We start from the raw sequence: 24,490 nt of genomic DNA on the forward strand, positions 1-24,490 counted from the left end.
TGCGCGGCGCCGATTCCGGCGCACGGGGGCAAGTCTAGCCGATGGCGGAGTCCGAGGCCACAGCAGCAACGCCCATCGGGGAAGAGAGTGGCGAGATCGCCACGGTGCGGGTGCTGCTGCCGCTGCCATTGGCAGAAGCTTACGACTATGCGGTGCCGGAGGGCATGGATCTTGCGCCCGGCAGCTATGTCGAGGTGCCGCTCGGCCGCCTCAGGCGGGTCGGCGTGGTCTGGGGGCCGGGCAGCGGCCAGGTCGCGCGGTCGAAGCTGAAGCCGGTGCTGCACCGGTTCGACCTGCCGCCGCTGCCGGAGGTGGCGCGCAGCTTCATCGACCGGGTCGCCCGTTACACCCTGTCGCCCCCCGGCGCCGTGCTGCGCATGACGCTGTCCTCGACCGGGGCGCTGGAGCCGCCGAAGCCGATCCAGGCCTATCGCCGGGCGGAGGCGCCGCCGGAGGGGGCGAAGCTGAGCGCCGCCCGGCGGCGGGTGCTGGCGGTGCTGGAGGACGGGCCGCCGCGGCTGCCGGCCGAGCTGGCGCGCGAGGCCGGCTGCGGCACGCCGGTGATCAAGGGAATGGCCGAGGCTGGCCTCCTGGAGGTGGTGCTGCTGCCCGGTTTCGAGCCGGTGCCGCAGCCGGACCTCTCCAGGCCGCGGGCGGTGCTGGGCGAGATCCAGCGCGAGGCGGCGGACCGGCTGATCGATGCGGTCGCCGACGGCGGCTATTCGACCACGCTGCTCGACGGCGTCACCGGCTCGGGCAAGACCGAGGTGTATTTCGAGGCGGTGGCGGCGGCGCTGGCGGCCGGGCGCCAGGTGCTGGTGCTGCTGCCGGAGATCGCGCTGTCGGCGCATTGGCTCGACCGCTTCGCCGCCCGCTTCGGCGTGCGGCCGGTGGAATGGCATTCCGAGCTGAGCTCGACCCAGCGCCGGCGCAACTGGCGGGCCGTGGCCTTCGGTGAGGCGCGGATCGTGGTCGGCGCCCGCTCGGCCCTGTTCCTGCCCTATCCCGATCTCGGCCTGATCGTGGTGGACGAGGAGCATGAGAGCGCCTTCAAGCAGGAGGACGGCGTCGTCTACCAGGCCCGCGACATGGCGGTGCTGCGCGGCCATCTCGGCGGCTTCCCGGTGGTGCTGGTCTCGGCCACGCCGTCGCTGGAGACGCTGGCCAATGTCGAGGCCGGGCGGTACGCCGCGCTGCAACTGCCGGACCGGCACGGCGCGGCGCGGCTGCCGACGGTGAGCGCGATCGACATGCGCCGCGAATCGCCGCCGCGCGGCCGCTTCCTGTCGCCGACCCTGCGCGAGGCGGTGGTGGAGACGCTGCGGGCGGGGGAGCAGGCGATGCTGTTCCTGAACCGCCGCGGCTACGCCCCCCTGACCCTGTGCCGGACCTGCGGCCACCGCCTGGAATGCCCGCACTGCACCGCCTGGCTGGTCGAGCACCGCCTGGCCGGACGCCTGGAGTGCCACCATTGCGGCCACCGGGCGCCGCTGCCCAAGGCCTGCCCGTCCTGCGGCGCCGACGGCAGCTTCGCCGCCTGCGGCCCGGGGGTGGAGCGGATCGCCGAGGAGGTCGACGCGACCCTGCCGGAGGCGCGCTGGCAGATCGTCGCCTCCGACACCTTCTCCGGCCCCCAGGCGATCGCCGACCTGACCGCCGACCTCGCCAGCGGCGCGGTCAACCTCCTGATCGGCACCCAGATCCTGGCCAAGGGGCACCACTTCCCGGGGCTGACCCTGGTCGGGGTGGTCGACGCCGATCTCGGCCTCGCCGGCGGCGACCTGCGGGCGGCGGAGCGGACCTGGCAGCTGCTGCACCAGGTCGGCGGCCGGGCCGGGCGCGGCGAGAAGCCGGGCCGGGTGCTGCTGCAGAGCTTCATGCCCGACCACCCGGTGATGCAGACCCTGGTCGTCGACGACCGCGACGGCTTCCTGGCGTCGGAGGCGGAGGCCCGGCGGTCGCGCGGACTGCCGCCCTACGGCAAGCTGGTGGCGCTGATCGTCTCCGGCCCCGACCGCGGCGCGGTCGACCGGGTGGCGCAGGATCTCGGCCGCGCCGCGCCGCAGGGCGACGGGCTGCTGGTGCTGGGCCCGGCCGACGCGCCGCTGGCCATGCTGCGCGGCCGGCACCGGCGCCGCCTGCTGCTGAAGGCCGACCGGCGGATCACGGTGCAGCCGCTGGTGGCGGAATGGGTGTCGCGGGTGCAGGTGCCGGGGACCGTCCGGGTGCAGGTGGATATCGATCCGTACAGCTTCCTGTGAGCGAAGCCGCAGAGTGATACCGGCGGGCTTTTCGAATGACTCTCCGGCCCAGCCCTCGTCATCGCGAGGCACCGTGGCGATCCACGGGCCGGGACCGCTGGATGGCCACGCCCTTCGGGGCTCGCCATGACGGGTTAATATTTCGGAGCGTTGGTCTGAATGGCGGCTTCGAATCGCTGCGAATGTTGATCGATCACCGGCCTGTCTAGGCTTGGGCCGATCGCATCAATGGCCCCACATCTCATCGATCTCGTCCTTGGTCATGGCACGCCCGCCCGATCCTGCTTCCGCAGCGGCGATGGCCGCGATCCGCGCGATCCGATCCGCCAGGGGCTCCTTCCCCGCATTGCTGGACAACTCGTCTTCCGATCCGTGAGTGACGGTCTTGACTGGCGGTTCGCTCAGCTCCAGCCGGTTGCCCGCCGGGTCGCGGGTGAACAGGCGGCGATATCCTGTCGGCGGCCGCGGATCGTCCTCGATCGGCGCTCCGGCGGCATGCAACTGGGCCATGGTGGCGTCCAGGTCCGCCACGGTCAGGCAGAGATGGCGGTCGGCGGCCATCTGCTCCTCAAGGCCCGGCGCGTCCGGCGACAGGTGGATCTCGGCCGCGCCGACCCGCAGCCAGGCGCCCCGGCTGCGCCGGCCCTGCGGCTTCGGCAGCCGCTCCAGCCCCAGGGTTTCGACGTAGAAGCGCACCGTCTCGGCCTCCAGCTCGGCCGGGAAGGTCAGGTTGACGTGGTGCAGGGCGAGGATCGTCACGGACGCCGCAGCAGCGGGGCGAAGGCGGCCAGCACGGCGGCGTAGACGTCGCGCTTGAACGGCACGATCTCCGCCAGCACCCGGTCCGGCTCCGACCAGCGCCAGGCGTCGAACTCCGGATGCTCGGTCTCGAGGTCGATGTCGCTGTCCTCGCCCAGGAAGCGCAGCGCCACCCAGCGCTGCTCCTGGCCGCGATAGCGCCCGCCCCAGACCTTGCCGACCAGATGGTCGGGCAGGTCGTAGCGCACCGTCTCGGGCGCTTCCGCGAGGAACTCGGCCCGGTCGGTGCCGATCTCCTCCTTCAGCTCGCGGAAGGCCGCCTGCTGCGCGGTCTCGCCGTGGTCGATGCCGCCCTGCGGCATCTGCCACCCGTCCGGGGTGTCGCGGCGGCGCCCCACGAAGACGCGGCCGTCGCGGTCGAGCAGCATGATGCCGACGCAGGGTCGGTAGGGCAGGTCGTCCTTTGGCTTCGCCGGCATCGCCGTGGCGGCGGGCGTCAGCCCGCCTGCCCCTTCTGGAACAGCGACAGGCCGCGCAGCAGGTCGAGCGCCCGCGACAGCTGGTAGTCGACATCCGCCGGCTTGTTGGCGTCGGCGGCGCCGTCGGAGGGCGGCGACACCGCCTTGTCCTGGCCCGGGGTGGCCGGCTTGTCGGTCGAGGCGGCGCCGCCCGGCGTCGTCGTCGGCGCCTTCTGGTCGGCGCCGCCTTCGCCCGGCTGGCTCTGCTGGTTGTCGTTGTTCAGCGCGCCCTTCAGGTCGGATTCACGGTAGCCGCGCATCTGCGCGATCTCCTCGATCCGGGCCTGCTGCACCTCGATGTCCGGGGTGATGCCGAGCTGCTGGATCGACTTGCCGGACGGGGTGTAGTAGCGCGCCGTGGTCAGACGCATCGCGCCGTGGCCCGGCAGCGGGATGATGGTCTGGACCGAGCCCTTGCCGAAGCTCTGCGTTCCCATCAGCACCGCGCGGTGGTGGTCCTGCAGCGCGCCGGCCACGATCTCGGAGGCCGAGGCGGAGCCGCCGTTGATCAGCACCACCAGCGGCAGCCCCTCGGCCAGGTCGCCCGGCGTGGCGTTGTAGCGCTGCGCCTGGTCGGCCTTGCGCGACCGGGTCGAGACGATCTCGCCCTTGTCGAGGAAGGCGTCGGAGACCGCGATCGCCTGGTCCAGGAGGCCGCCGGGGTCGTTGCGCAGGTCGAGGACATAGCCCTGCAGCTTGTCGCCGAGCTTCTTCTTGATGTCGGCGATGCCGCGCTTCAGCCCGTCCTCGGTGCGCTCGGTGAAGCTGGTGATGCGGATGTAGCCGATGTCGCCCTCGGTCCGCCAGCGCACCGATTCCACCGGGATGGTGGCGCGCGCCAGGTTCACGTCGAAGGGCTCGGCTTCGCCGCGGCGGATGGTGATGGTGATGTTGCTGCCCACCGGGCCGCGCATCTTGTCCACCGCCTCGTTGAGGCTCATGTTGACGATCGGCTTGCCGTCGATGGCGATGATCAGGTCGCCGGCCTGGACCCCGGCCCGGGCGGCGGGGGTGTCGTCGATCGGCGACACCACCTTCACCACCCCGTTCTCCATCGTCACCTCGATCCCGAGGCCGCCGAAGCTGCCGCGGGTCTGGGACTGCATGTCCTGGAACTCGTCGGTGTTCAGGAAATTGGAGTGCGGGTCCAGCGAGGTGAGCATGCCGTTGATCGCCGCCTCGATCAGCTGCTTGTCGCTGACCTGCTCGACATATTCCGCCCGCACCCGTTCGAACACCTCGCCGAACAGGTCGAGCTGCTTGTAGGTGTCGGTGGCGTCGTCGCTGGTCGCGGCCTTCTCGGGCGCCTTGTCCTGCGCCCAGCCCTGGAAGGTCAGGGTGTGCCCGCCGACGAAGGCCAGGCCCACCAGGGCCCCGATCGCGACGGCGTTCAGATGCTTCTTCATGCTTGCCCTCGCTGACGGCCGGGCCGCCAAGCGCTCGAGTCAATCGGCCGGCCCGCCATCCCCACAACGAAGGGACGGCCGGCCAGGGTGGACGCCAATCGATGATATCTGCCGGGTTTCGGCTGGATCAAGTTACCAGAGGCTCATAATTGCGGCGGGAGGTCACATCGGCGCCGCTTCCGGGGCGCCGATCAGGCTGCGACCGGTCATCTGCGCCGGCTGCGGCAGGCCCATCAGCGCCAGCAGGGTGGGCGCCACGTCGGCCAGCCTGCCGTCGTGCAGGGCCGGGCGAGGGCCCCCCGCGTCGGGTTTGGGCGCGTTGACCAGGATCGCCGGCACCTTGTTCAGCGTGTGCGCCGTGTGCGGGCCGCCGGTCTCCGGGTCGCGCATCAGCTCGGCGTTGCCGTGATCGGCGGTGACGATCATGGCGCCGCCCTGGCGCCGCACCGCCGCCTCGACCTTGCCGAGGCAGGTGTCGACCGTCTCGCAAGCCTTGATCGCCGCCTCCAGCACGCCGGTGTGGCCGACCATGTCCGGGTTGGCGAAGTTGACCACGACCAGGTCGTATTTCCCGGAATCGATCGCGGCGACCAGCTTCTCGCACACCTCCGGCGCCGACATCTCCGGCTGCAGGTCGTAGGTCGCGACCTTGGGGGAGGGGACCAGGATCCGGTCCTCGCCGGGAAACTGCCGCTCCTCGCCGCCGTTGAAGAAGAAGGTGACGTGCGGGTACTTCTCGGTCTCGGCGGTGCGCAGCTGTGTCCTGCCGGCCTCGGCCACCACCTCGCCCAGACCCTTGTCGATCGACTTGGGCGGGAAGATCGCCGACATCAGCCCGTTCAGCAGGTCGGAATACTCGACCATGCCGCAGGCGTCGGCGAAGCGGATCGGGGCGCGGGCGAAGCCGTCGAAGGCCGGGTCCAGCAGCGCCTGCAGGATCTCGCGGACCCGGTCGGCGCGGAAATTGGCGCACAGCACGCCGTCGCCGTCCTTCATCCCGGCATAGCCGCCGATCACGGTCGGCAGGATGAACTCGTCGCCGGTCTCCGCCTTGTACGCGGCCTCGACCGCGGCGACGGCGTCGGGCGCTGTCTCGCCCTTGGCCTCGGCGACGGCGCGGTAGGCCTTCTCCACCCGCTCCCAGCGCTTGTCGCGGTCCATGGCGTAGTAGCGGCCGTCGACCGTGGCGACGCGGGTGGCCGGCAGGCCCTCGATGTCCTTCAGGAAGCGGCGGAGATAGTCGGCGCCGGCCTGCGGCGGGGTGTCGCGGCCGTCGGTGAAGGCGTGGATCGCGACCGGCACGCCGGCCCCGGCGACGATCTTCGCCAGCGCCACCATATGGTCCTGATGGGCGTGGACGCCGCCGGGGGACAGCAGGCCCATGAGATGGCAGGTGCCGCCGGAGGCCTGCAGCGCGGCGACGTGCTTCTGCAGCGCCTCGGCCTTTGCCAGCGACCCGTCGGCGATGGCGTTGAAGATCATCTGCAGGTCCTGGAACACCACCCGGCCGGCGCCGAGATTCATGTGCCCGACCTCGGAATTGCCGATCTGGCCGGCCGGCAGCCCGACCGCCTCTCCGCTGGCCTGGAGAAAGGCGTGCGGTTCCTCCGCCCACAGCCGGTCGAAGTTCGGGGTGCGGGCCTGGCGCACGGCGTTGTCCGCCTCATCCTCGCGCCAGCCCCAGCCGTCGAGGACGCAGAGGACGACGGGACGGGGCGGGGTCGTGGCTGCTGCGCTCATCGCATGTCCTTTCTCGGAATCCGCCCTTCATGTATCGATTGCCGCCGCCCGCACAAGGGCGGAATGGAGGCGGCATGACGAGACTCGGCGCGCGATGGTTCCCGGTGGCCCTGCTCCTCGCCGGCTGCGGCGGCGGCTCGATGGCCGGCGTCGCCTACGACACGGCCGACCCGGTCGACCGCTGGCAGGCGGTGCTGCGCGCCAACGCGGCGCGCTATGTCTGCGGTGCGCCGCTGGCCGAGGGGCGGGAGGCCCGGCTCGCCGACCTCATGGTGGAGGCCCAGCGTCAGGCGACCGAGGCTCTGGCGAAGCGGGAGGGCACGGCGCCGGGCGACCCGGAGGTGCTGGGCGACATCGCCGCCCGCCGCACCCTGCAGGAGCGTATGGTGCGCGATGCGGTCGCAGAGCGCGGCTGCGGCGACGCGCAGATCATGGATCTGATCGCCCTCGCCGATCGTTTGTCGGCCGGTCAGGGCTGACCCGACCCGACCCGACCCGAAACGATGACGGAGACAGTGATGCGCATCAGGCGCTTCGGATCGGCCGCGGCGGTCGCGGCACTCGCCCTCGGGGCCTGCGTGCCGCAGCAGCCTTACTACTATCCGGAGCCGGCGCCGGTGTCGCCGCAGCCGGGCCATGCCGGCGACGCGCTGCAGCGCTACGACGCCATGGTCCGGGCCGAGACCGCCGCCCGGTCCTGCCGGGTGCGGCTCGACCCGCTGCAGGAGCAGCGCTTCGCGGCCGTGCTGTCGCAGGCGGAGGCCGAGGCGGCGGGGCAGCTCGCCAACGCGCCCGGCGCGCCGGCGAACCAATCCGCAGTGTGGCAGGAGCTCGGCGCCCGCCGCGCGGCGAACGAGCAGGACGCGGCCAGCCTGGCCCGGCAGCGCGGCTGCCGCTCCGGCCCGGTGGAGGAGCTGATCGGTGCCTACCGCAACTTCGCGGCGCTGGGCTGAAGGTCTCAGGGCCCGAACAGAACCCGGAACATGATGCGCCCGGGGACGGCGAAGGCGACGACCAACGGGATCCCGAGGGCAAAGTAGGCGATCCTCCGCATGATCCGGCGGTGACGTTCGACGTCGCGCCGCCGGGCGGAGGCGACCGCCTGCCACAGGCTGGCGAGGGTGAACACCGCGAGCAGGTGGAGCCAGCTGACCGGCCCGATATGCGGCGGGACGGGCCGGTCCAGGATGAAGAGGGCGCTGACGCAGCCGGCGACGAGCGCGGCGACCCAGATCCAGCCCATGGCGCGGTGGCGGGACGTTCCTTTCGGCAGGATCAATTGCGGCGGCGCCAGGATCACGGCGACGCAGACCGCGGCCACATGAAGCTGGATGACGAGCGGGGCATCCAGCAGCGGCGCAAGCGACATGACCCCCGTCCCCACCCCCGGTGTCATGCCCGGGCTTGACCCGGGCATCCAGTGAATGTCGACAGCTTCTGGATTGCCGGGTCAAGCCCGGCAATGACAGGTAGGGCAAGGGTTGGCCCGCCCTCACGCCCGGTGATACGGGTGCCCGCTCAGGATCGTCTGGGCGCGGTAGATCTGCTCCGCCAGCATCGCCCGGGCCAGCATGTGCGGCCAGGTGAGGCGGCCGAAGGACAGCAGCAGGTCGGCGCGGCTGCGCACCGCATCGTCATGGCCGTCGGCGCCGCCGATCAGGAAGGCGGCGTCGCCTCGTCCTTCGTCGCGCCAGCGGCCGAGCAGGCGGGCGAAGCCCTCGCTGTCGAGGTCGCGGCCGCGCTCGTCCAGCGCCACCACGGCGGCCCCGGCGGGAACCGCGGCCAGCAGCAGCGCCGCCTCCTCGCGCTTCAGGGCGAGGCCGGACAAACCCTTGCGGGCTTCGACCTCGCGCAGGGTCAGCGGCCAGGCGGACCGGCCGGCATAGTCGTCGAACAGGTCGCGCAACGGCCCCGGCCGGGCGCGGCCGACCGCGGCGATGGTCAGCCGCATGGCGGGGCCGTCCGTACGGCCTCAGGCCGTGCCGGCGATGCGGGTCACCCGCTCGGCGTCGTCGGCCCACATCTTCTCGAGCGCGTAGAAATCACGCACCTCGGGCCGGAACAGATGGATCACCACGTCCCCGGCGTCGATCAGCACCCAGTCGGCCCGCGCCTGGCCCTCGATCTGAATCGGGCCGGGAGCCAGCGGCTTCAGCTTTTCCAGCAGATGCTCGGCCATGGCGGCGACTTGGCGCGAGGAACGGCCGGAGGCGATGACCAGGCTGTCGGCGATGGAGGAGCGGCCGGTGAGGTCGATCACGACCACATCTTCGGCCTTGTCGTCGTCGAGCGACGTCAGAGCGGTCTCGAGCAGCGGCCGGGCGAGGCTGGCGGCGAGGCCCGGCGGCAGACGCCCGGCTTCGGCCTGGGGCGTCACGGAGTTCGGTCGTATGGCGTTCACCTCAAGGTTTCGCGGTGGACACGACGCGGCTGCGCCGCGGCGCCGGCAGGGTTGGTGCGAAGCTGCCGCGCGGCCCTCAGCGCCGTGGCCGAGGCCGGGTGACGCTTCGCCAGGAAGAACACCCAGGCCGGTGGGGCCGTTCCGGCCAGCGCCCGGGTGTGGTCCTGGTCGATCCGCGCCCGCGCGAACCGCTGCGCCGCCAATCCCGACAACGCCCTTAGAGAATAGGAAGGACGGTCGTAGACGGCAACCGGCATGGTCTCGAAGATTTTCGTCCAGCGCTGCCAGTGGCGGATCTGCGCCAGGTTGTCGGCCCCCATCAGCCAGACGAACTGCGTCCGCGGTAACCGGGCGGTCAGCGCCTTCAGCGTGTCGGCGGTGAAGCGGGTGCCGAGCTCGGCCTCGATCCCGGTGACGACGATGCGCGGATGGCGGGCGGCGCGCCGGGCGGAGTCGACCCGGTCGGCGAAGGGCGCCATGCCGTCGGCCGGCTTCAGCGGGTTCTGGGGCGACACCAGCCACCACACGGCGTCCAGCCCCAGCCGCTTCATCGCCTCCAGGCTGATGTGCCGGTGACCGGCATGGGCCGGGTTGAACGACCCGCCGAGCAGCCCGACGCGGCAGCCATCCCAGATCCGGCCGTGCCGGGGATTGGGCGGGGTCAGCATGGCGACATCCCGGCACCGCGTAGGTTGGGTTCGCCGAGGCGAACCCAACGCTTCGCCGACGCTGCTGCCGACGACCATGTTGGGTTCGCTTGCCGCGAACCCAACCTACGGACAGGAGCCTTCATTCAAGGGCGCGTCTGGCCGGTGCCGCGGACGAGGTATTTGTAGCTCGTCAGCTGCTCGGTGCCGACCGGGCCGCGGGCGTGCAGCCGGCCGGTGGCGATGCCGATCTCGGCGCCCATCCCGAACTCGCCGCCATCGGCGAACTGGGTCGAGGCGTTGACCAGCACGATGGCGCTGTCGACCCGGGCCAGGAACGCCTCGGTCGCCGCCTCGTCCTGGGTGACGATGCTGTCGGTGTGGTGGCTGCCGTGCAGGTTGATGTGCTCGACCGCGGCATCCAGCCCGTCCACCGTCTTCACCGACAGGATGGCGTCGAGATACTCGGTGTCCCAGTCGTCGTCGGAGGCTGCGACCACCCGCGGGTCGATCGCCTGCACCACGGTGTCGCCGCGGATCTCGCAGCCGGCCTCGATCAGGTCGTCGAGGATCGGCCGCAGCATCGAGACGGCGACGCTGCGGTCGATCAGCAGCGTCTCGGTGGCGCCGCAGACGCCGGTGCGCCGCATCTTGGCGTTATAGACCACGCGCCGCGCCATCTCCGGGTCGGCGGCCTCGTGCACATAGGTGTGGCAGATGCCGTCCAGATGCCACAGCACCGGGATCCGGCTGTCCGCCGCCACCCGTGCGGTCAGCGACTTGCCGCCGCGCGGGATCACCACGTCGACGAACTCGGTCAGGCCGAGAAGCTCGCCCACCGCGGCGCGGTCGCGGGTCGGCACCAGCTGCACCGCGCTGCGCGGCAGCCCGGCCTTCTTCAGCCCGTGCCCGACCGCGGCGGCGATGGCGGTGGAGCTGGCGAAGCTCTCCGACCCGCAGCGCAGGATGCAGGCGTTGCCGGATTTCAGGCACAGCGCGGCGGCGTCGGCGGTGACGTTGGGCCGGCTCTCGAAGATCACGCCGATCACGCCGAGCGGCACCCGCACGCGCTGGATGCGCAGCCCGTTCGGCTGGGTCCAGTCGGCCAGCACGGTGCCGATCGGGTCGGGCAGGGCGGCCACGGCCTCCAGCCCCTGGGCGATCGCCTCGATCCGCCTGTCGTCCAGCGCCAGCCGGTCGAGGAAGGAGCCGGCGACGCCGTTCCGCCGGGCCAGCGCCATGTCCTCGGCGTTCGCCGCCAGGATCAGCTCGCGGTCGTCGCGGATCGCCGCCGCCGCCGCCGTCAGCGCTGCGTCCTTCTGCGGTCGCGGCGCCAGGGCCAGCGCCGCGGCGGCGCTGCGCGCGGCGGCGCCCAGGCGGCGCATCAGCTCGGCGGTGGTCTCGGTCTCGGCGTCGAACAAGGCGGTCATCAGGAGGTCTTTCAAACGCGATGCCGCAGCTTAGCCCGCATTTCTCACACTCCCTATACCCTGCGTCGCCTTGCGGCGAGACGGATGCGGGGGCGGGACGCGAAGAGCGTAGCGGCACTACGGTCGAGCGGCCCGCCCCCGCAGGCGGCCGCCGCAAAGCGACCCTTCGGGCCGACGTCCCAGGCCGGCAGGGTGCGTCGCCGCGCTTGCCCGATGTGCCGCATCGCGCGGCGCGCGGCTCCTGCCCTGCCGGCCTGGGACATCGGCGCAGGGCATAGGGAGTGTGAGAAATGCGGGCTGGTGCAGAGTTCCGCCGGTTTCACTGCGCTTCGGCCGCAACGGCGTTATGCCCGTCGTGGCTGCGGTCCTCGGACGGGCCGCGGAACTCGGCCAGGTTCAGCGCCGTGTTGATCACCCCGATATGGCTGAAGGCCTGGGGGAAGTTGCCGAGCTGCCGGCGCGCGACCGGGTCGTATTCCTCGGCCAGGAGGCCGACATCATTGGCCAGGCCGATCAGCCTTTCGTAGAGGGCGGTCGCCCGGTCGGCGTCGCCGATCATGGCCAGCGCATCGGCCAGCCAGAAGCTGCAGACCAGGAAGGTGCCTTCCTCGCCGGCCAGGCCGTCGACCCCGGATTCGGTCTCGTAGCGCCGGACCAGGCCGTCCACGGTCAGCTCGCGCTCGATCGCCCTGACCGTGCCGATCACCCGCGGATCGTCCGGCGGCAGGAAACCCACCATCGGGATCTGCAGCAGCGCCGCGTCCAGCAGCTCCGACCCGTAGGACTGGACGAAGCTGTTGCGGTGTTCGGAGAAGCCCTTGGCGCAGACCTCGGCATGGATGCGGTCGCGCAACGCCCGCCAGGCCCGGACCGGCCCCTCCAGCCCGAACTGCTCGACCGCCTTGATCGAGCGGTCGAAGGCGACCCAGGCCATCACCTTGCTGTGCACGAAATGCCGCCGCGGGCCGCGGATCTCCCACAGCCCTTCATCCGGCTTGTCCCACATCTTCTCGAGATAGCCGAGCAGCACCCGCTGCACCCGCCAGGCGTCGTGCGGATGGGTCAGGTGCTTCTTGCGGGCGACATGGATCGCGTCCAGCAGCTCGCCATACACGTCCAGCTGCAGCTGGGCATGGGCGCCGTTGCCGACCCTGACGGGCTTGCTGCCCTCATAGCCGGCCAGCCAGGGGATCTCCAGCTCGGTCAGCCGGCGCTCGCCGGCCAGCCCGTACATGATCTGCAGCTGCTCCGGCCGTCCGGCCGCGGCCCGGCGCAGCCAGTCGCGCCAGGCCGCCGCCTCCTCGGTGAAGCCGGCGCCGAGCAGGGCGTAGAGGGTCAGGGTCGCGTCCCGGATCCAGCAGTAGCGGTAATCCCAGTTGCGCTCGCCGCCCAGCTCCTCGGGCAGCGAGGTGGTGGCCGCGGCGACGATGCCGCCGGTCGGGGCGTAGGTCAGGGCCTTGAGGGTGAGGGCGGAGCGCAGCACCGCGTCGCGATAGGGGCCGTCATAGGTGCAGTGATGCGCCCAGCCCTTCCACCAGGTCTCGGTGTCGATCAGCGAGCGGAACGGGTCGATCACCCCCGGCTCCGGCAGGTGCGACGGATACCAGGTCAGGATGAAAGGCAGGCGGTCTCCGGCCTCGACGGTGAAGTCGCCGACGGTCTTCATCGCTTCGCCGTGCAGCGCCACCGGTGAGCGGAAGCGCAGCCCGTTCGGCCCGGCGATGGCGACGATGCCGTCCGGCCGGTGCCGCACCCAGGGCACGATCCGGCCGTAGTCGAAGCGGAACGCCGCCTCCAGCCGCATCGGCACGGATCCCTCGCGGCCCTCGACCAGCCGGATGATCGAGATCTCGTCCTCGCGGTGCGGCAGCGGCATGAAGTCGATCACCGCCACCGTGCCGGTGTCGGTCTCGAACTCGGTCTCCAGCACCAGCGTGTTGCCGCGGTAGCGGCGGCGGGTCCGGGCGGTGAGGTGATCGTCCGGCGCGATCTGCCAATGACCGTTCTCGACGTCGCCGAGCAGCCGGGCGAAGCAGGATTCGGAATCGAAGCGCGGCAGGCATAGCCAGTCGATCGACCCGTCGCGCCCGACCAGCGCGGCCGTGCGGCAGTTGCCGATGATGGCGTAGTCCTCGATCCGTGCGGCCGGGCCCCTGAACCGTCCTTCGGTGGGCACCTTCGGCTGCTTGCCGGTGGCGAGGCCTTCAGCGCCGTCGGCGGCCGGGGTGGGGACTGCGTCCGGATGCCCTGTCAGTGACGCCATGTCGATCTCCGCTGTGTCGTCATGCCGGGAAGGTGGGAAGGCCCGGTTTGTTCCTCTGCGCCCGAACCCGCCGCCGCGACGGAACGCCGCGCACCCGGCGGCATGCGATCGCCTGGAATCACCATAGCGGTCCGGCCCGCGTTGTCGAATAATGCGCCGACTCACTCCGTCCGTGTCATATGCGCGAACGCCCCTCTTTTATTGCATCTTTTGGCGTTGTCTTCGCAGAAGCAGGCTCCAATCTTCTGATTATGAAGGCGTTGCGCATCCTGGCCCTGATCGCGGCCATTCTCGCGACGCCGTGCGGGACCCTCTCGGCGGCGGACACGCCGACTCGTCTCGACGCCCTCCTCGACCAGCTCCGGACCGCCGATAATGCCGCGGAGGCGCAGCAGCTGGAACGGCAGATCTGGACCCTGTGGCTGACCTATGAGGGCGCCGATCCGCTGGTGCCGGACCTGCTGCGGCGCGGCAACGCCGCCCTGCTGCAGCGCGACTTCGCCGTGGCGGAGGCCGCTTTCACCGCGGTGGTCGAGCGCGCGCCGGATTTCGCCGAGGGCTGGGACCGCCGGGCGGTGGCGCGCTTCCTGCGCGGCAATTGCGACGGCGCCATCCAGGATATCGAGCGCACCCTGGCGCTGGAGCCGCGGCATTTCGGGGCGCTGTTCGGCCTCGGCCTGTGCCGGACGATGCAGGGCGACCATCAGGCCGCGCTCGACGCCTTCGAGCGGGTGCTGGCGCTCGACCCGCACTACGCCCCGGCCCAGAGCCAGGCGGCGCTGATGCGCAAATACCTCGCCGGCTATCCGCTCTGAGAACCCGCGGCTCTGATCCGGTTCGCCTCTTGCCGGCCGGCCGCGCCGGACCGACATCAAAGCCATGCGCCGCATCCTCGCCCTGCTGCTGTCGGCTGTCCTGATCGCGCTGGCCGTGCCGGCCGCGGCCCAGGATCGGGCGGCCCGGCTGGACGAGCTGTTCGCCCGGCTGCAGACGGCGACGCCGGAGGAGGAGCCGGCGCTGCAGGCCGAGATCTGGCGCCTCTGGTTCACCTATGACGGTGCGGACAGCGAGGTCCCGGCGCTGATGGACCGCGGCAACACGGCGATGCAGGCGCGGGACTACGCCGTGGCCGAGGCCGCCTTCGCCGCGGTGATCGAGCGCGACCCGGCCTATGCCGAAGGCTGGAACCGCCGGGCCACGGTGCGCTATCTGCGCGGCGACATCCGCGGCTCGATCGCCGATATCGACCAGGTGCTGGCGCGCGAGCCGCGCCATTTCGGCGCGCTGTCGGGCCTCGGCCTGTGCCGGATCGCGCTCGGCGACATCAAGGGCGCGATCGAGGCGTATCAGCGGGTCCTGACGATCGATCCGCAGATGGCCACGGCCCGCGCCCAGATCGAACAGCTGAAGAAGATCCAGGCGGGGGAGCCGATCTAACCCTCCTCGGCCAGCATGTCGAGGACCGGGCAGGCCGGCGTCATGTCCCCGGAACATCTCTCCACCGTGCGGGACAGGATGTCCTCCAGCCTGCGGAGGTCGGCGATCTTGGCGCGGACCTCGTCGAGATGCGCCAGGGTCAGGGTCCTCACCTCCGCGCAGGAGGCGTGCCCCGGTTCGGCCAGGGCCAGCAGCGCCCGAATCTCCTCGATGCCGAAGCCGAGCTCCCGCGCCCTTCGGATGAAGGACAGGCGCCGCACATGGTGGAGGTCGTAGCTCCGATACCCGCTTTCGGTCCGGGCGGGCAGCGGCATCAGGCCGATGCGTTCGTAATAGCGCACGGTCTCCAGATGGATCCCCGCCGCGGCCGCCAGCTTCCCGACCGTCAGCCCCTTCGATGCCATCGCGATCCCGCTTGAGTCCGTAGTGGCTACGGGGTTCATCATGCCCCTATCCGGCGAGGAAAGCGACCATGGCCGCTCACCAATCCATTGCCGCCCCCGTCACCACAGGGATGCACCGCCCGGCGGTGCGCCGGGGCTCGGGCGTTCTGGCGGCCCTCGGCGCGGCCGCGGGGCTCGGGGCGATCGCAGCATCCTCGTGCTGCATCATTCCCCTGGCCCTGGTCTGGCTCGGCGCCGGGACCGCAGCCTTCTCCGCGCTGGAAGCGCTTGCCCCCTGGCGCCTGCCCCTGCTCGGGGCGGGCGGCATGGGGGTCGCCGCGGGCTGGCTGGTCTGGTGGATCGGCCGCGGCCGCTGTGCGGCCGGCTCCGCCTGCGCCGCGCCCCGCCGATCGTGGATCCCTCCGAGCCTCCTGGTCCTTGCATCCCTCGTGGTCGCGGCGGCGATCGGCTGGAACCAGCTTGAACTTCCGCTGCTCAGTCTGGTGCGGCCGGCGTGATCGATCTCACTTCCACCATCGCCTGTCCGCTCTGCGGCCACCGGGCGGCGGAAACCATGCCGACCGACGCCTGCCAGTTCTTCTACGACTGCAGGGGGTGCGGCGCTCTGCTCCGGCCGAAACCGGGGGATTGCTGCGTGTTCTGCTCCTACGGCACCACGCCCTGCCCGCCGGTCCAGGAGGCGCGTGCAGGAGGCGCCGCGACCCCGTGCTGCAGCGGACGGCGCGGCTAGGAGCACCCGTCCGCGCGGCGATCCGACGCGACCGGGTTCAACCCGGCGCCGGGCCCCACTACATCGGGAGGGTTCCCGCCGCAACCGGAGGCCGAGCCCCGCCATGTCGATCCGCCCCATCTTCGGCGACGGGCAGATCCGGGCCCGCGAGGATGCCACGGTCCAGCTGCACCGGGCCGCGTGGCTCGACTCCCGGGTGCTGTTCGACCATCGGCGCTGGGTCTGCCGGGAGGTCGAGATGCGCTGGACCGCGCCCCGGCACCTGCTGGTCCTGACCGATGCCGGCCGGACCGCCGGCACCCGCGTCCAGGCCGACGGCAGGCTGCTCTTCGACGGTTCCGACCGGCCGGGCGTCTTCACCTTCGTCCCGGCCGGGGCCGAGCGGGCCGGCGTCTATCGCGACGCCGATCTCCGCTATTCCGCCCTGTGGATCGACCCGGCCTGGGACGGCGCGGAGCGCCTGGCCGCCCTGCCGATCCTGGTGAACCGCTGCGACCCCGTGATCGGCACGCTGATGGGATCGCTGCAGGCCGAGATCGCGCTCGGCTGCCGACCCGACGCGGCCTATGTCGAGCATCTCGTGGCCCTGCTGGGCTTCCGCCTCGCGGCGCTGGACCGGGCCCCGCCGCCGGCGTCGCGGCACGGGCCGCTCGGCCGCCGCGCCCTGGCGCGGGTCCGGGACTATGTCGACGCCCACATCGCCGAGGACATCTCGCTGGCCGGCATGGCCGCGGCCGCCGGGATGGGGGCGGACAGCTTCGCCCGCCGCTTCAAGGCCGCGACCGGCACGGCACCCTACGCCTTCGTGCTGGAGGAGCGGATCCGCCGGGCCGAGGCGCTGCTGCGCGACACGGCCGTTCCGCTCGGGGCCGTCGCCATGCGCCTCGGCTTCTCGAGCCAGAGCCATTTCACCGCCACCTTCCGGCGCCTCCGGGGCGTCACGCCCCGGGCCTACAGGATGCGGATTCTTCCCGAATCCTGACAGTCCGGCCGGTTTCCTGACAGCAGCCCGGCGCCGGTGCTCCCACCTCCGGGGCGTCGGCGAGGACCGGCTTCGGCCGCCTCGCCCCGCAACCGGGGATGCTCATGGCCGAATTCGACGGCAATACCGGACCGACACGCCGCTCCGTGCTGGAGGCCGGCGCCGCAACCAGCCTGATCTTCGCCGCCGCGCCCGTCGCGGCGCAGTCGCCGGGGCCCGCTCCGGTCCCGACCGTGGCGGTGCGGCTCTCGATCAACGGGCAGGAGCGTGCGGTCGAGCTGGACACGCGGACGACGCTGCTCGACGCGCTGCGCAACACGCTCGGCCTCACCGGGTCGAAGAAGGGCTGCGACCACGGCCAGTGCGGCGCCTGCACCGTGCTGGTGAACGGCCGGCGGATCAACGCCTGCCTGACCCTCGCCGTGATGCATGAGGGCGACGAGATCACCACCATCGAGGGGCTGGCCCAGGGCGACGCGCTGCATCCGATCCAGGCCGCCTTCGTCGCCCGCGACGCCTTCCAGTGCGGATACTGCACGCCGGGGCAGATCTGCTCCGCCGTCGGCATGCTGCGCGAGGCCGAGGCCGGCTGGCCCAGCCACGCCAGCGCCGATGTCGCCGCGCCCGGCCCGCTGACCGATGCCGAGATCCGCGAGCGGATGAGCGGCAACATCTGCCGCTGCGCCGCCTATCCCAATATCGTCGCGGCGATCCGCGACGTGGCGGAGGCCTGAGATGCAGCCCTTCACCTATGAGCGCGCGGCGGATGTGCGGGGCGCGGCCGCGGCGGTGGCGGCCCGGCCGGGCGCCCGCTTCATCGCCGGCGGCACCAACCTGCTCGACCTGATGAAGCTCGGGGTCGAGCGGCCGACCCATCTCGTCGACATCAGCCGGCTGCCGCTCGACCGGATCGAGCCGACGCCCGAGGGCGGCTTGCGCATCGGGGCGCAGGTGCGGAACGGCGACCTCGCCGCCGACCGGACGGTGCGGCAGCGCTATCCGCTGCTGGCGCAGGCGCTGCTGGCCGGGGCCTCCGGCCAGATCCGCAACAAGGCCTCGACCGGCGGCAACCTGCTGCAGCGCACCCGCTGCCCGTATTTCCAGGATCTCTCGGTTCCCTGCAACAAGCGCAGCCCAGGCTCCGGCTGCGCCGCGCTGGACGGCTTCAACCGCATGCACGCCGTGCTCGGGGCCGGCGAGGACTGCATCGCCGTCCATCCCTCCGACATGGCCGTGGCCCTGGCCGCGCTCGACGCCCGGATCGAGACCATGCGCCCGGATGGCGGGACGCGCGGCATCCCGGTCGGCGAGCTGCACCGGCCGCCCGGCACCGCCCCGGATGTCGAGACCGTGCTCGGCCCCGGCGAGATGATCACGGCCGTCGTCCTGCCCCCGCCGCCGGCGGGCCGGCAAATCTACCGCAAGGTGCGGGACCGCGCCTCCTACGCCTTCGCCCTGGTCTCGGTCGCCGCCATCGTCGACGCCGCGGGCGGCCGCATCCGCGACGCCCGCATCGCCCTCGGCGGGGTGGCGCCGAAGCCCTGGCGCGCCGGGGAGGCGGAGCGGCTTCTGGCCGGTGCCGACGCGGCAGAGCGCAGCTACCGGGATGCCTCGGCGGCCGCCCTGGCCGGGGCGCAGGGCCGCCCCGGCAACGCGTTCAAGATCCAACTGGCCCAACGGACGCTGCGGCACACCCTGGCCGCGGCCGTCGAGCGCATGTGAGAGAACCATGGCGAATGACAGCGCTGTGATCGGGAAGCCGGTCGACCGGATCGACGGCCCGCTCAAGGTCACCGGCCGGGCGGCCTATGCCTATGAGCATGTGCCGGATAAGGCTCCGGCCTACGGATTCATCCTGGGAGCGACCATCGCCAAGGGCCGGATCGTCGCGATCGACACGACGGAGGCGGAGCGGGCGCCGGGCGTGCTGCATGTGATGACGCATCGCAACGCCCCGCCCCAGGCGCCCTTCGGCCCGCCGGTGACCCCGACGGTGCCGGAGGTGTTCACCCGCGCCCGGCCCATGCTGGCCGACGACCGGGTGCGCTATCACGACCAGCCGGTGGCGCTGGTGGTGGCGGAGAGCTTCGAGGCCGCCCGCGCCGCCGCCGGACTGATCCGGGTCCGGTACGAGGAAGAGGCGGGCGACTTCGCGCTCGCGCCGCGCCTGGCCGAGGCCTATGCGCCGCAGCGCACCAATGCCGGCATGCAGACGGACAGCGCCGTCGGCGATTTCGAGGGCGCTTTCGCCGCCGCGCCGGTGACGGTCGAGGCGCTGTACCGGACGCCCTACGAGCACCACAACCCGATGGAGCCGCATGCGACGCTGGCGGCGTGGTCGGGGGAGGCGGTGACGATCCGGACCGGGGCCCAGACGCTGGCGAACTTCCGGGCCGGCATCGCCACCACCCTCGGCATCCCGCCGGAGAACGTCCGGATCGTCAGCCCCTTCACCGGCGGCGGCTTCGGCGCCAAGCTGATCGCGCATGCCGACACGGTGCTGGCCGTCCTGGCCGCGCGGATCCTGCAGCGACCGGTCAAGATCGCCCTGACCCGGCAGCAGATGTTCGGCAATGCCGGGCACCGGGCGGAGATGATGCATCTGGTCCGCCTGGGCGCGGACCGGGACGGGCGGCTGACCGCGCTCGGCCACGACGTCTGCTCGGCCACCGCCCGGATCGAGGAGTTCTGCGAGCAGACGGCGGTCGTCACCCGGTCGCTCTACGCCGCCCCGAACCGGCTGACCCGGCACCGGCTGGTGCCGGTCGACCTCCGCCGCGGGGAGTGGATGCGCTCGCCCGGCGAGGCGCCGGGGCTGCTGGCCTTCGAATGCGCGATGGACGAGCTGGCGGAGCGGCTCGGGATCGACCCGATCGAGCTGCGCATCCGCAACGAGCCCGCCGAAGACCCGGAACGCGGCGTGCCCTTTGCCAGCCGCAACCTGGTCGGCTGCCTGCGGGAGGGAGCGCGGCGCTTCGGCTGGGACCGCCGCAGCGCCGCGCCGGGGCAGATCCGGGAGGGACGGAAGCTGATCGGCATGGGCGTGGCGGCGGCGATCCGGCCCAACTACATCGGCGCCGCTACTGCCCGGGTGGCGATCGACGCCCGCGCCCGGGTGACGGTGCGGCTGGACATGACCGACATCGGCACCGGCACCTACACCATCCTGGCCCAGATCGCGGCCGAGCGGCTGGGCGTGCCGCTTTCGGCGGTGACGGTGGAGCTCGGCGACAGCCGCTTCCCGCGCACCGCCGGCTCCGGCGGCTCCTGGGGCGCGGCCAGCGCCGGCTCCGCAGTCCATCAGGCCTGCCTGGCCTTGCGGGCGAAGATTGCGGAGGCCGCAGGGACCGGCGACGGCACGCTGTCGGCGGATCTCCTCGCCCGCATCGCCCCCGATGGCCTCGAAGCCGAGGGGGCGTCCACCCCGATGGCCGCGAACCCGGACTACAAGGCCTTCTCCCAGCATTCCTTCGGCGCGCAATTCGCCGAGGTCGCGGTCGATATCGACACCGGGGAGGTGCGGCTGCGCCGCATGCTGGCGGTGATCGACGCCGGCCGCCTGCTCAACGCCAAGACCGCGCGGTCGCAGGTGATCGGCGGCATGACCTGGGGCCTCGGCGCGGCGCTGATGGAGGAGACGCATCTCGATCCCCGCCACGGCCGCTTCGTCAACCGCGACCTCGCCGAATACCACGTCCCGGTCCATGCCGACGTGCCGGAGCTCGAGGTCGTGTTCCTGGAGCAGCCGGACGAACGCGCGAACCCGCTCGGCTCCAAGGGCATCGGCGAGCTCGGCGTCTGCGGCGCCGGCGCGGCGGTGGCCAATGCCGTGCACAACGCCACCGGCGTGCGGGTGCGCGATTTCCCGATCACGCTCGACAAGCTGCTGCCCGGCTTGCCGCTCGCGGACGTGTGAGGATCCGATCATGACGGATGGACGACTGTCGCGGCGGCGGATGCTGGGTGGGCTGGCGGCCGGCGCGGCCCTGGCGGCGCCGGATCCCGGCCGGGCCCAGCCCCGCATCGCCGGAACTGCCCTCGCCAACGGCGCCTATGCCCACAATGTCGAGATCGTGGGCTACAGCGACCTCGACCACCGGCCGGCCTTCAAGATGGCGATCCGGGAGGCCGGGGGGCGGTGGTACCTCCACACCGGCCATTTCTGGCACCGGGGCTGGAGCATCGTCGACGTCACCGACCCGGCCCAGCCCCGGGTGGCGCGCTTCATCGAGCATCCGGGCGCGAACACCTGGACGCTGCAGGTCGACCTGCACGGCGACATCATGATCACGGCGCTGGAGAAGCCCTTCGCCAATTTCGGCGGCGATCCGGACGCGCCCTTCGACGAAGGTGTGGTGATCTGGGACATCGCCGACCCGCTGGCGCCGCGCCGGCTGGGCCAGTACCGCACCGGCGGCACCGGCACCCACCGCAACCTCTATGCCGGCGGGCCCTATATGCATGTCGCGGCCGGCATGCCGGGCTATCGCGGCAACATCTATCTGATCGTCGACATCTCCGACCCCGCCCGCCCGCGCGAGGCCGGTCGCTGGTGGGTGCCCGGCCAGCACGAGGCGGGCGGGGAGGCGGCCCTGACCCGCGTCGCCGCCGAGGCCGCGCCCCATGCCGGCGGCCATTGCCGCTGCGGCGTGTTCTGCGCCGGGTCGGGCGAGGACGTGTCGCTGCACGGGCCGCCTTACGTCGTCGGCAATACAGCCTATCTGCCTTACGGGGCCGCCGGCGTGGTGATCCTCGACATCAGCGACGTGGCCCGGCCGCGGCAGATCGGCGGCTTGTCCTTCAGCCCACCCTTCCATTCCCGCTTCGGCGTGCACGGGGTGCTGCCGATCCCCGAGCGGGGCATCGCCTTCGCCAATTCCGAGAACGTCACCTATGAGCGCGGACCGGCGCACCACGCCTCGATCCTCGACATCTCCAACCCGGGCGAGCCGTTCCTGCTGTCCCTGTTCCCGGAGCCGATCCCGCCGGCCGAGGCGCCCTATGACGACTTCACCACGCGGGGCGGCTGGCGCGGGCCGCACAACATGAACCACCACCAGCACCACCCGGACGTGCAGAAGCAGGGCGACCTGTTCTACCTCGCCCATTTCAACGCCGGTCTCCGGATCTACGATGTCTCGAACACCCGGCTGCCGCGCGAGGTCGGCTTCTTCATCCCGCCGGAGCCAGCGCGGCGCTACGGCCCGATGCCGGAAGGCAAGCTGGTGGTGCAGACCGAGGACGTCCTCGTCGACCGGCGCGGCTTCATCTACATCACCGACAAGAACCAGGGGCTCTGGATCCTGCGCTATACGGGGCCGGAGCCGGGGAGCGGCTGAAGCAGAGCGGCCTTGATGTCGCAATGACGTTTCTTCCACTGTCATGCCCGGGCTTGACCCGGGCATCCAGGAATGTCGATGCCGCTCTCGGTGGCTCCTGGATCGCCGGGTCAAGCCCGGCGATGACAAATGAAAACCAAGTCCTGCTCCTTCTCCGCGCCGGAAATCCTCAGCAGACAGGCGTCGATCAAGGGCTCTCTGACAGTGACCGTCAGTGAATGGTGCCGGCCGGCCTGGGCGGGGCGGGGCTGATCTCGCGGGTCGGGCCGGCCTGGTGGTGCACCAGGCGCCAGCCTTCGGGCCCGCGATGGAAGACGTTGGTCGCCGCCAGCCGGTTGTCGCCGATCCGCTCGATGCACAGCACCACGGCGGTATCGCCGTAATCCAGCACCCGCACCGCCTCGGCAGCGATCCGGGGCGGGTCGCGCAGGATCGTCTCCCAGCTCTTCATCACCGCCTCGCGCCCCGCCAGCACCGGCCAGCCGGGATGGATGCAGGCGATCGGCTGGCGGCGCGACCACAGCTCCGCCATGGCGGCCGCGTCGCCCTCCGCCAGGGCGGCGTAGAAGGCCTGGTTGGCGGCGAGCGGGGTGTTGGTCATCGGCAGGCGGTCAGTCCTCGATCCAGGCGATGCGCAGCACGTTGGTGTTGCCGGGGGTGCCGAAGGGCACGCCCGCCGTCACCACCAGGCGCTGGCCGGGGGCGCCGATGCCGTCGTGCCGGGCCAGGCGGCAGGCCTTGCCGACCATCTCGGTGAAGCTGCTGACATCCTCGGTGTGCACCGCGTGCACGCCCCAGCACAGCCCCATGCGGCGGGCGGTCTGCAGGTTCGAGGTCAGGCACAGGATCGGCACCTCCGGACGCTCGCGCGCCGCGCGCAGCGTGGTCGAGCCCGAGGTGGTGTAGGTCGCGATCGCCACCGCGCCGATGGTGTGCGCCACCTGCCGCGCCGCGGCGGTGATGGCGTCGGCCATGGTGTTCTCCGGATCGTAATGCACCGCGTCGAGGATGGTGCGGTAGATCGGGTCCTTCTCAACCCGCTTGGCGATCCGGTCCATCATCGTCACCGCCTCGACCGGGTATTCGCCCGAGGCGGTTTCGGCCGACAGCATCACCGCATCGGCGCCGTCGAACACGGCGGTGGCGACGTCGGAGGCCTCGGCCCGGGTCGGGGTCGGGGAGGCGATCATGCTCTCCAGCATCTGCGTCGCCACGATCACCGGCTTGCCGGCCTGGCGCGACGCGCGGACGATCCGCTTCTGCAGCGACGGCACGTCCTCGGCCGGCATCTCGACGCCGAGGTCGCCGCGCGCGACCATCACCGCGTCGGTCAGCTCGACCAGCTCGTCCAGATGCTGGATCGCCGCCGGCTTCTCCAGCTTCACGATCACCTGCGCCCGGCCGGCGATCAGCCGCCGCGCCTCGGCGATGTCCTCCGGCCGCTGCACGAAGGACAGCGCCACCCAGTCGACATCGATGTCGAGGGCGAAGCGCAGGTCGTCGCGGTCCTTGTCGGTCAGCGGCGACAGCGGCAGCACCGCGTTCGGCACGTTGACGCCCTTGCGGTCGGACAGGCGGGAGCCCGCCTCGACGATGGTGTCGGCGAAGTCGGGGCCGCAATCGGTGACCTTGAGGCGCACCTTGCCGTCGTCGAGCAGCAGGATCTGCCCGGGCTCGATCGCGGCGAAGATCTCGGGATGCGGCAGCGTCACGCCGGTGGCGTCGCCAGTGCGCTCCTGGAGCGACAGGCGGAAGCTCTGGCCTTCGGTCAGCCGCACCGGGCCGTCGGCGAAGGTGCCGAGGCGCAGCTTCGGCCCCTGCAGGTCGGCCATCACCGCGATCGGGTGGTCGAACTCCCGCTCCACCTCGCGGATCAGGGCGAGGCGGGCGGCATGGTCCTCCTGTTTGCCGTGGCTGAAGTTCAGCCGGAAGACGTCGACGCCGGCCTGGAACAGATTGCGGATCGCCTCGGCCGAGCTCGAGGCCGGGCCCAGAGTGGCGACGATCTTGGTCTGGCGCGTGCGGCGGAACGACGGGCGCTTCTTGGGCATGGCTGAACTCCCGGATCTCGTGCCGGCGCTGCGGGATCCGGCCGCGCCGACCGCCGGGAAGAAATCACATCCGCGGCCCTTCGCCAACGTCGAATGTGCGCGGAGCTTCCGATGTTACGTGG

At 71.8% G+C, this 24,490-nt stretch carries 25 protein-coding genes; 12 read left to right on the plus strand and 13 right to left on the minus strand.

What is annotated here, in order from left to right; genetic code table 11:
- Window positions 1–41 precede the first annotated feature (41 nt).
- Entirely contained in the window at window positions 42–2,261 is a 2,220-nt protein-coding gene (locus tag G537_RS0114430) for a primosomal protein N' (protein WP_026870720.1), read from the plus strand.
- 225 nt (window positions 2,262–2,486) lie between these two features.
- Here G537_RS0114430 and G537_RS38020 read toward each other — a convergent pair whose 3' ends face one another.
- The 4 genes from G537_RS38020 to gpmI all read right to left on the minus strand — a co-directional run bounded on the left by G537_RS38020 (window position 2,487) and on the right by gpmI (window position 6,684).
- Window positions 2,487–3,020 (minus strand): VOC family protein, encoded by a 534-nt coding sequence (locus G537_RS38020; protein ID WP_051248426.1) that lies wholly within the window; start codon window positions 3,018–3,020, stop codon window positions 2,487–2,489.
- A complete protein-coding gene (locus G537_RS0114440) occupies window positions 3,017–3,499 on the minus strand; it encodes an RNA pyrophosphohydrolase (RefSeq protein ID WP_026870721.1) in 483 nt (160 codons plus the stop codon). Before G537_RS0114440 ends, G537_RS38020 begins: the two co-directional genes overlap by 4 nt.
- A 17-nt stretch (window positions 3,500–3,516) precedes the next feature.
- Window positions 3,517–4,944 (minus strand): S41 family peptidase, encoded by a 1,428-nt coding sequence (locus tag G537_RS0114445; protein WP_026870722.1) that lies wholly within the window; start codon window positions 4,942–4,944, stop codon window positions 3,517–3,519.
- Window positions 4,945–5,106: 162 nt separating this feature from the next.
- The gene (gene gpmI, locus G537_RS0114450; RefSeq protein WP_026870723.1) at window positions 5,107–6,684 is read right to left on the minus strand and encodes a 2,3-bisphosphoglycerate-independent phosphoglycerate mutase; all 1,578 of its coding nucleotides are present in this window, start codon (window positions 6,682–6,684) and stop codon (window positions 5,107–5,109) included.
- Window positions 6,685–6,758: 74 nt separating this feature from the next.
- Here gpmI and G537_RS0114455 point away from each other — a divergent pair, with 74 nt between their 5' ends.
- Window positions 6,759–7,163, plus strand: a complete 405-nt coding sequence (locus G537_RS0114455; RefSeq protein WP_155888618.1) for a hypothetical protein — start codon at window positions 6,759–6,761, stop codon at window positions 7,161–7,163.
- 39 nt (window positions 7,164–7,202) lie between these two features.
- The gene (locus tag G537_RS0114460; protein WP_026870725.1) at window positions 7,203–7,637 is read left to right on the plus strand and encodes a hypothetical protein; all 435 of its coding nucleotides are present in this window, start codon (window positions 7,203–7,205) and stop codon (window positions 7,635–7,637) included.
- A 5-nt stretch (window positions 7,638–7,642) separates the two neighbouring features.
- Here the strand turns inward: G537_RS0114460 and G537_RS38025 are convergent, their stop codons facing one another.
- The 6 genes from G537_RS38025 to G537_RS38035 form a co-directional block, all read right to left on the minus strand.
- A complete protein-coding gene (locus G537_RS38025) occupies window positions 7,643–8,053 on the minus strand; it encodes a DUF2306 domain-containing protein (RefSeq protein ID WP_064742139.1) in 411 nt (136 codons plus the stop codon).
- Window positions 8,054–8,176: 123 nt separating this feature from the next.
- Window positions 8,177–8,635 carry a 23S rRNA (pseudouridine(1915)-N(3))-methyltransferase RlmH gene (gene rlmH, locus G537_RS0114470; RefSeq protein WP_026870726.1) on the minus strand — a complete coding sequence of 153 codons (459 nt, stop codon included), beginning with the start codon at window positions 8,633–8,635 and terminating at the stop codon, window positions 8,177–8,179.
- A 21-nt stretch (window positions 8,636–8,656) separates the two neighbouring features.
- Entirely contained in the window at window positions 8,657–9,085 is a 429-nt protein-coding gene (gene rsfS / locus G537_RS0114475; RefSeq protein ID WP_342665208.1) for a ribosome silencing factor, read from the minus strand.
- Window positions 9,082–9,753 (minus strand): nicotinate-nucleotide adenylyltransferase, encoded by a 672-nt coding sequence (locus G537_RS38030; protein WP_051248427.1) that lies wholly within the window; start codon window positions 9,751–9,753, stop codon window positions 9,082–9,084. The genes rsfS and G537_RS38030 overlap by 4 nt, the downstream gene beginning before the upstream one ends.
- A gap of 125 nt (window positions 9,754–9,878) precedes the next feature.
- Window positions 9,879–11,162 carry a glutamate-5-semialdehyde dehydrogenase gene (locus G537_RS0114485; RefSeq protein WP_026870728.1) on the minus strand — a complete coding sequence of 428 codons (1,284 nt, stop codon included), beginning with the start codon at window positions 11,160–11,162 and terminating at the stop codon, window positions 9,879–9,881.
- A gap of 319 nt (window positions 11,163–11,481) precedes the next feature.
- Window positions 11,482–13,425 carry a glycoside hydrolase family 15 protein gene (locus G537_RS38035; RefSeq protein ID WP_081688812.1) on the minus strand — a complete coding sequence of 648 codons (1,944 nt, stop codon included), beginning with the start codon at window positions 13,423–13,425 and terminating at the stop codon, window positions 11,482–11,484.
- A gap of 251 nt (window positions 13,426–13,676) precedes the next feature.
- On the opposite strand from G537_RS38035, the gene G537_RS38040 reads away from it, so the two are divergent.
- Window positions 13,677–14,240 carry a tetratricopeptide repeat protein gene (locus tag G537_RS38040; RefSeq protein ID WP_051248428.1) on the plus strand — a complete coding sequence of 188 codons (564 nt, stop codon included), beginning with the start codon at window positions 13,677–13,679 and terminating at the stop codon, window positions 14,238–14,240.
- A gap of 64 nt (window positions 14,241–14,304) precedes the next feature.
- Window positions 14,305–14,862, plus strand: coding sequence for a tetratricopeptide repeat protein (locus tag G537_RS44670; protein WP_051248429.1), 558 nt, complete (start codon window positions 14,305–14,307; stop codon window positions 14,860–14,862).
- Here the strand turns inward: G537_RS44670 and G537_RS0114505 are convergent.
- The gene (locus tag G537_RS0114505; protein WP_026870729.1) at window positions 14,859–15,266 is read right to left on the minus strand and encodes a MerR family transcriptional regulator; all 408 of its coding nucleotides are present in this window, start codon (window positions 15,264–15,266) and stop codon (window positions 14,859–14,861) included. The genes G537_RS44670 and G537_RS0114505 overlap by 4 nt on opposite strands.
- 68 nt (window positions 15,267–15,334) lie before the next feature.
- Here G537_RS0114505 and G537_RS0114510 point away from each other — a divergent pair, with 68 nt between their 5' ends.
- The 7 genes from G537_RS0114510 (at window position 15,335) to G537_RS0114535 (ending at window position 22,317) form a co-directional block, all read left to right on the plus strand.
- Window positions 15,335–15,763, plus strand: coding sequence for a hypothetical protein (locus G537_RS0114510; RefSeq protein ID WP_026870730.1), 429 nt, complete (start codon window positions 15,335–15,337; stop codon window positions 15,761–15,763).
- Window positions 15,760–15,996 carry a GDCCVxC domain-containing (seleno)protein gene (locus G537_RS45410; protein WP_281171476.1) on the plus strand — a complete coding sequence of 79 codons (237 nt, stop codon included), beginning with the start codon at window positions 15,760–15,762 and terminating at the stop codon, window positions 15,994–15,996. The genes G537_RS0114510 and G537_RS45410 overlap by 4 nt, the downstream gene beginning before the upstream one ends.
- A 103-nt stretch (window positions 15,997–16,099) precedes the next feature.
- Entirely contained in the window at window positions 16,100–16,978 is an 879-nt protein-coding gene (locus G537_RS0114515; protein ID WP_026870731.1) for an AraC family transcriptional regulator, read from the plus strand.
- A 104-nt stretch (window positions 16,979–17,082) separates the two neighbouring features.
- Window positions 17,083–17,712 (plus strand): 2Fe-2S iron-sulfur cluster-binding protein, encoded by a 630-nt coding sequence (locus G537_RS0114520; protein WP_026870732.1) that lies wholly within the window; start codon window positions 17,083–17,085, stop codon window positions 17,710–17,712.
- Window position 17,713: 1 nt separating this feature from the next.
- Entirely contained in the window at window positions 17,714–18,700 is a 987-nt protein-coding gene (locus G537_RS0114525; protein ID WP_026870733.1) for an FAD binding domain-containing protein, read from the plus strand.
- Window positions 18,701–18,707: 7 nt separating this feature from the next.
- Complete coding sequence (locus tag G537_RS0114530; protein ID WP_026870734.1) at window positions 18,708–20,894, plus strand: xanthine dehydrogenase family protein molybdopterin-binding subunit; 2,187 nt, start codon at window positions 18,708–18,710, stop codon at window positions 20,892–20,894.
- A gap of 10 nt (window positions 20,895–20,904) precedes the next feature.
- Window positions 20,905–22,317 carry an LVIVD repeat-containing protein gene (locus tag G537_RS0114535; protein ID WP_026870735.1) on the plus strand — a complete coding sequence of 471 codons (1,413 nt, stop codon included), beginning with the start codon at window positions 20,905–20,907 and terminating at the stop codon, window positions 22,315–22,317.
- 211 nt (window positions 22,318–22,528) lie between these two features.
- On the opposite strand, the gene G537_RS0114540 is transcribed toward G537_RS0114535, so the two are convergent.
- Together G537_RS0114540 and pyk are read right to left on the minus strand one after the other, a co-directional pair.
- Window positions 22,529–22,918, minus strand: a complete 390-nt coding sequence (locus G537_RS0114540) for a nuclear transport factor 2 family protein (RefSeq protein ID WP_034851755.1) — start codon at window positions 22,916–22,918, stop codon at window positions 22,529–22,531.
- Window positions 22,919–22,928: 10 nt separating this feature from the next.
- Window positions 22,929–24,368, minus strand: coding sequence for a pyruvate kinase (pyk, locus tag G537_RS0114545; RefSeq protein ID WP_026870737.1), 1,440 nt, complete (start codon window positions 24,366–24,368; stop codon window positions 22,929–22,931).
- Window positions 24,369–24,490: the final 122 nt, after the last annotated feature.

It is taken from the genome of Inquilinus limosus DSM 16000 (assembly GCF_000423185.1).
Lineage (GTDB): Bacteria > Pseudomonadota > Alphaproteobacteria > DSM-16000 > Inquilinaceae > Inquilinus > Inquilinus limosus.

Coding starts and splice junctions, on each gene's coding strand:
- G537_RS0114540 (WP_034851755.1), bottom strand. CDS start 22,918: ATGACCAACACCCCGCTCGCCGCCAACCAGGCCTTCTACGCCGCCCTG.
- G537_RS0114430 (WP_026870720.1), top strand. CDS start 42: ATGGCGGAGTCCGAGGCCACAGCAGCAACGCCCATCGGGGAAGAGAGT.
- G537_RS38035 (WP_081688812.1), bottom strand. CDS start 13,425: ATGGCGTCACTGACAGGGCATCCGGACGCAGTCCCCACCCCGGCCGCC.
- G537_RS0114455 (WP_155888618.1), top strand. CDS start 6,759: ATGACGAGACTCGGCGCGCGATGGTTCCCGGTGGCCCTGCTCCTCGCC.
- G537_RS38040 (WP_051248428.1), top strand. CDS start 13,677: ATGAAGGCGTTGCGCATCCTGGCCCTGATCGCGGCCATTCTCGCGACG.
- G537_RS0114460 (WP_026870725.1), top strand. CDS start 7,203: ATGCGCATCAGGCGCTTCGGATCGGCCGCGGCGGTCGCGGCACTCGCC.
- rlmH (WP_026870726.1), bottom strand. CDS start 8,635: ATGCGGCTGACCATCGCCGCGGTCGGCCGCGCCCGGCCGGGGCCGTTG.
- pyk (WP_026870737.1), bottom strand. CDS start 24,368: ATGCCCAAGAAGCGCCCGTCGTTCCGCCGCACGCGCCAGACCAAGATC.
- G537_RS0114520 (WP_026870732.1), top strand. CDS start 17,083: ATGGCCGAATTCGACGGCAATACCGGACCGACACGCCGCTCCGTGCTG.
- gpmI (WP_026870723.1), bottom strand. CDS start 6,684: ATGAGCGCAGCAGCCACGACCCCGCCCCGTCCCGTCGTCCTCTGCGTC.
- G537_RS0114440 (WP_026870721.1), bottom strand. CDS start 3,499: ATGCCGGCGAAGCCAAAGGACGACCTGCCCTACCGACCCTGCGTCGGC.
- G537_RS0114505 (WP_026870729.1), bottom strand. CDS start 15,266: ATGGCATCGAAGGGGCTGACGGTCGGGAAGCTGGCGGCCGCGGCGGGG.
- G537_RS0114530 (WP_026870734.1), top strand. CDS start 18,708: ATGGCGAATGACAGCGCTGTGATCGGGAAGCCGGTCGACCGGATCGAC.
- G537_RS0114485 (WP_026870728.1), bottom strand. CDS start 11,162: ATGACCGCCTTGTTCGACGCCGAGACCGAGACCACCGCCGAGCTGATG.
- G537_RS0114535 (WP_026870735.1), top strand. CDS start 20,905: ATGACGGATGGACGACTGTCGCGGCGGCGGATGCTGGGTGGGCTGGCG.
- G537_RS0114510 (WP_026870730.1), top strand. CDS start 15,335: ATGGCCGCTCACCAATCCATTGCCGCCCCCGTCACCACAGGGATGCAC.
- G537_RS38025 (WP_064742139.1), bottom strand. CDS start 8,053: ATGTCGCTTGCGCCGCTGCTGGATGCCCCGCTCGTCATCCAGCTTCAT.
- G537_RS0114515 (WP_026870731.1), top strand. CDS start 16,100: ATGTCGATCCGCCCCATCTTCGGCGACGGGCAGATCCGGGCCCGCGAG.
- G537_RS0114445 (WP_026870722.1), bottom strand. CDS start 4,944: ATGAAGAAGCATCTGAACGCCGTCGCGATCGGGGCCCTGGTGGGCCTG.
- G537_RS38030 (WP_051248427.1), bottom strand. CDS start 9,753: ATGCTGACCCCGCCCAATCCCCGGCACGGCCGGATCTGGGATGGCTGC.
- G537_RS44670 (WP_051248429.1), top strand. CDS start 14,305: ATGCGCCGCATCCTCGCCCTGCTGCTGTCGGCTGTCCTGATCGCGCTG.
- G537_RS0114525 (WP_026870733.1), top strand. CDS start 17,714: ATGCAGCCCTTCACCTATGAGCGCGCGGCGGATGTGCGGGGCGCGGCC.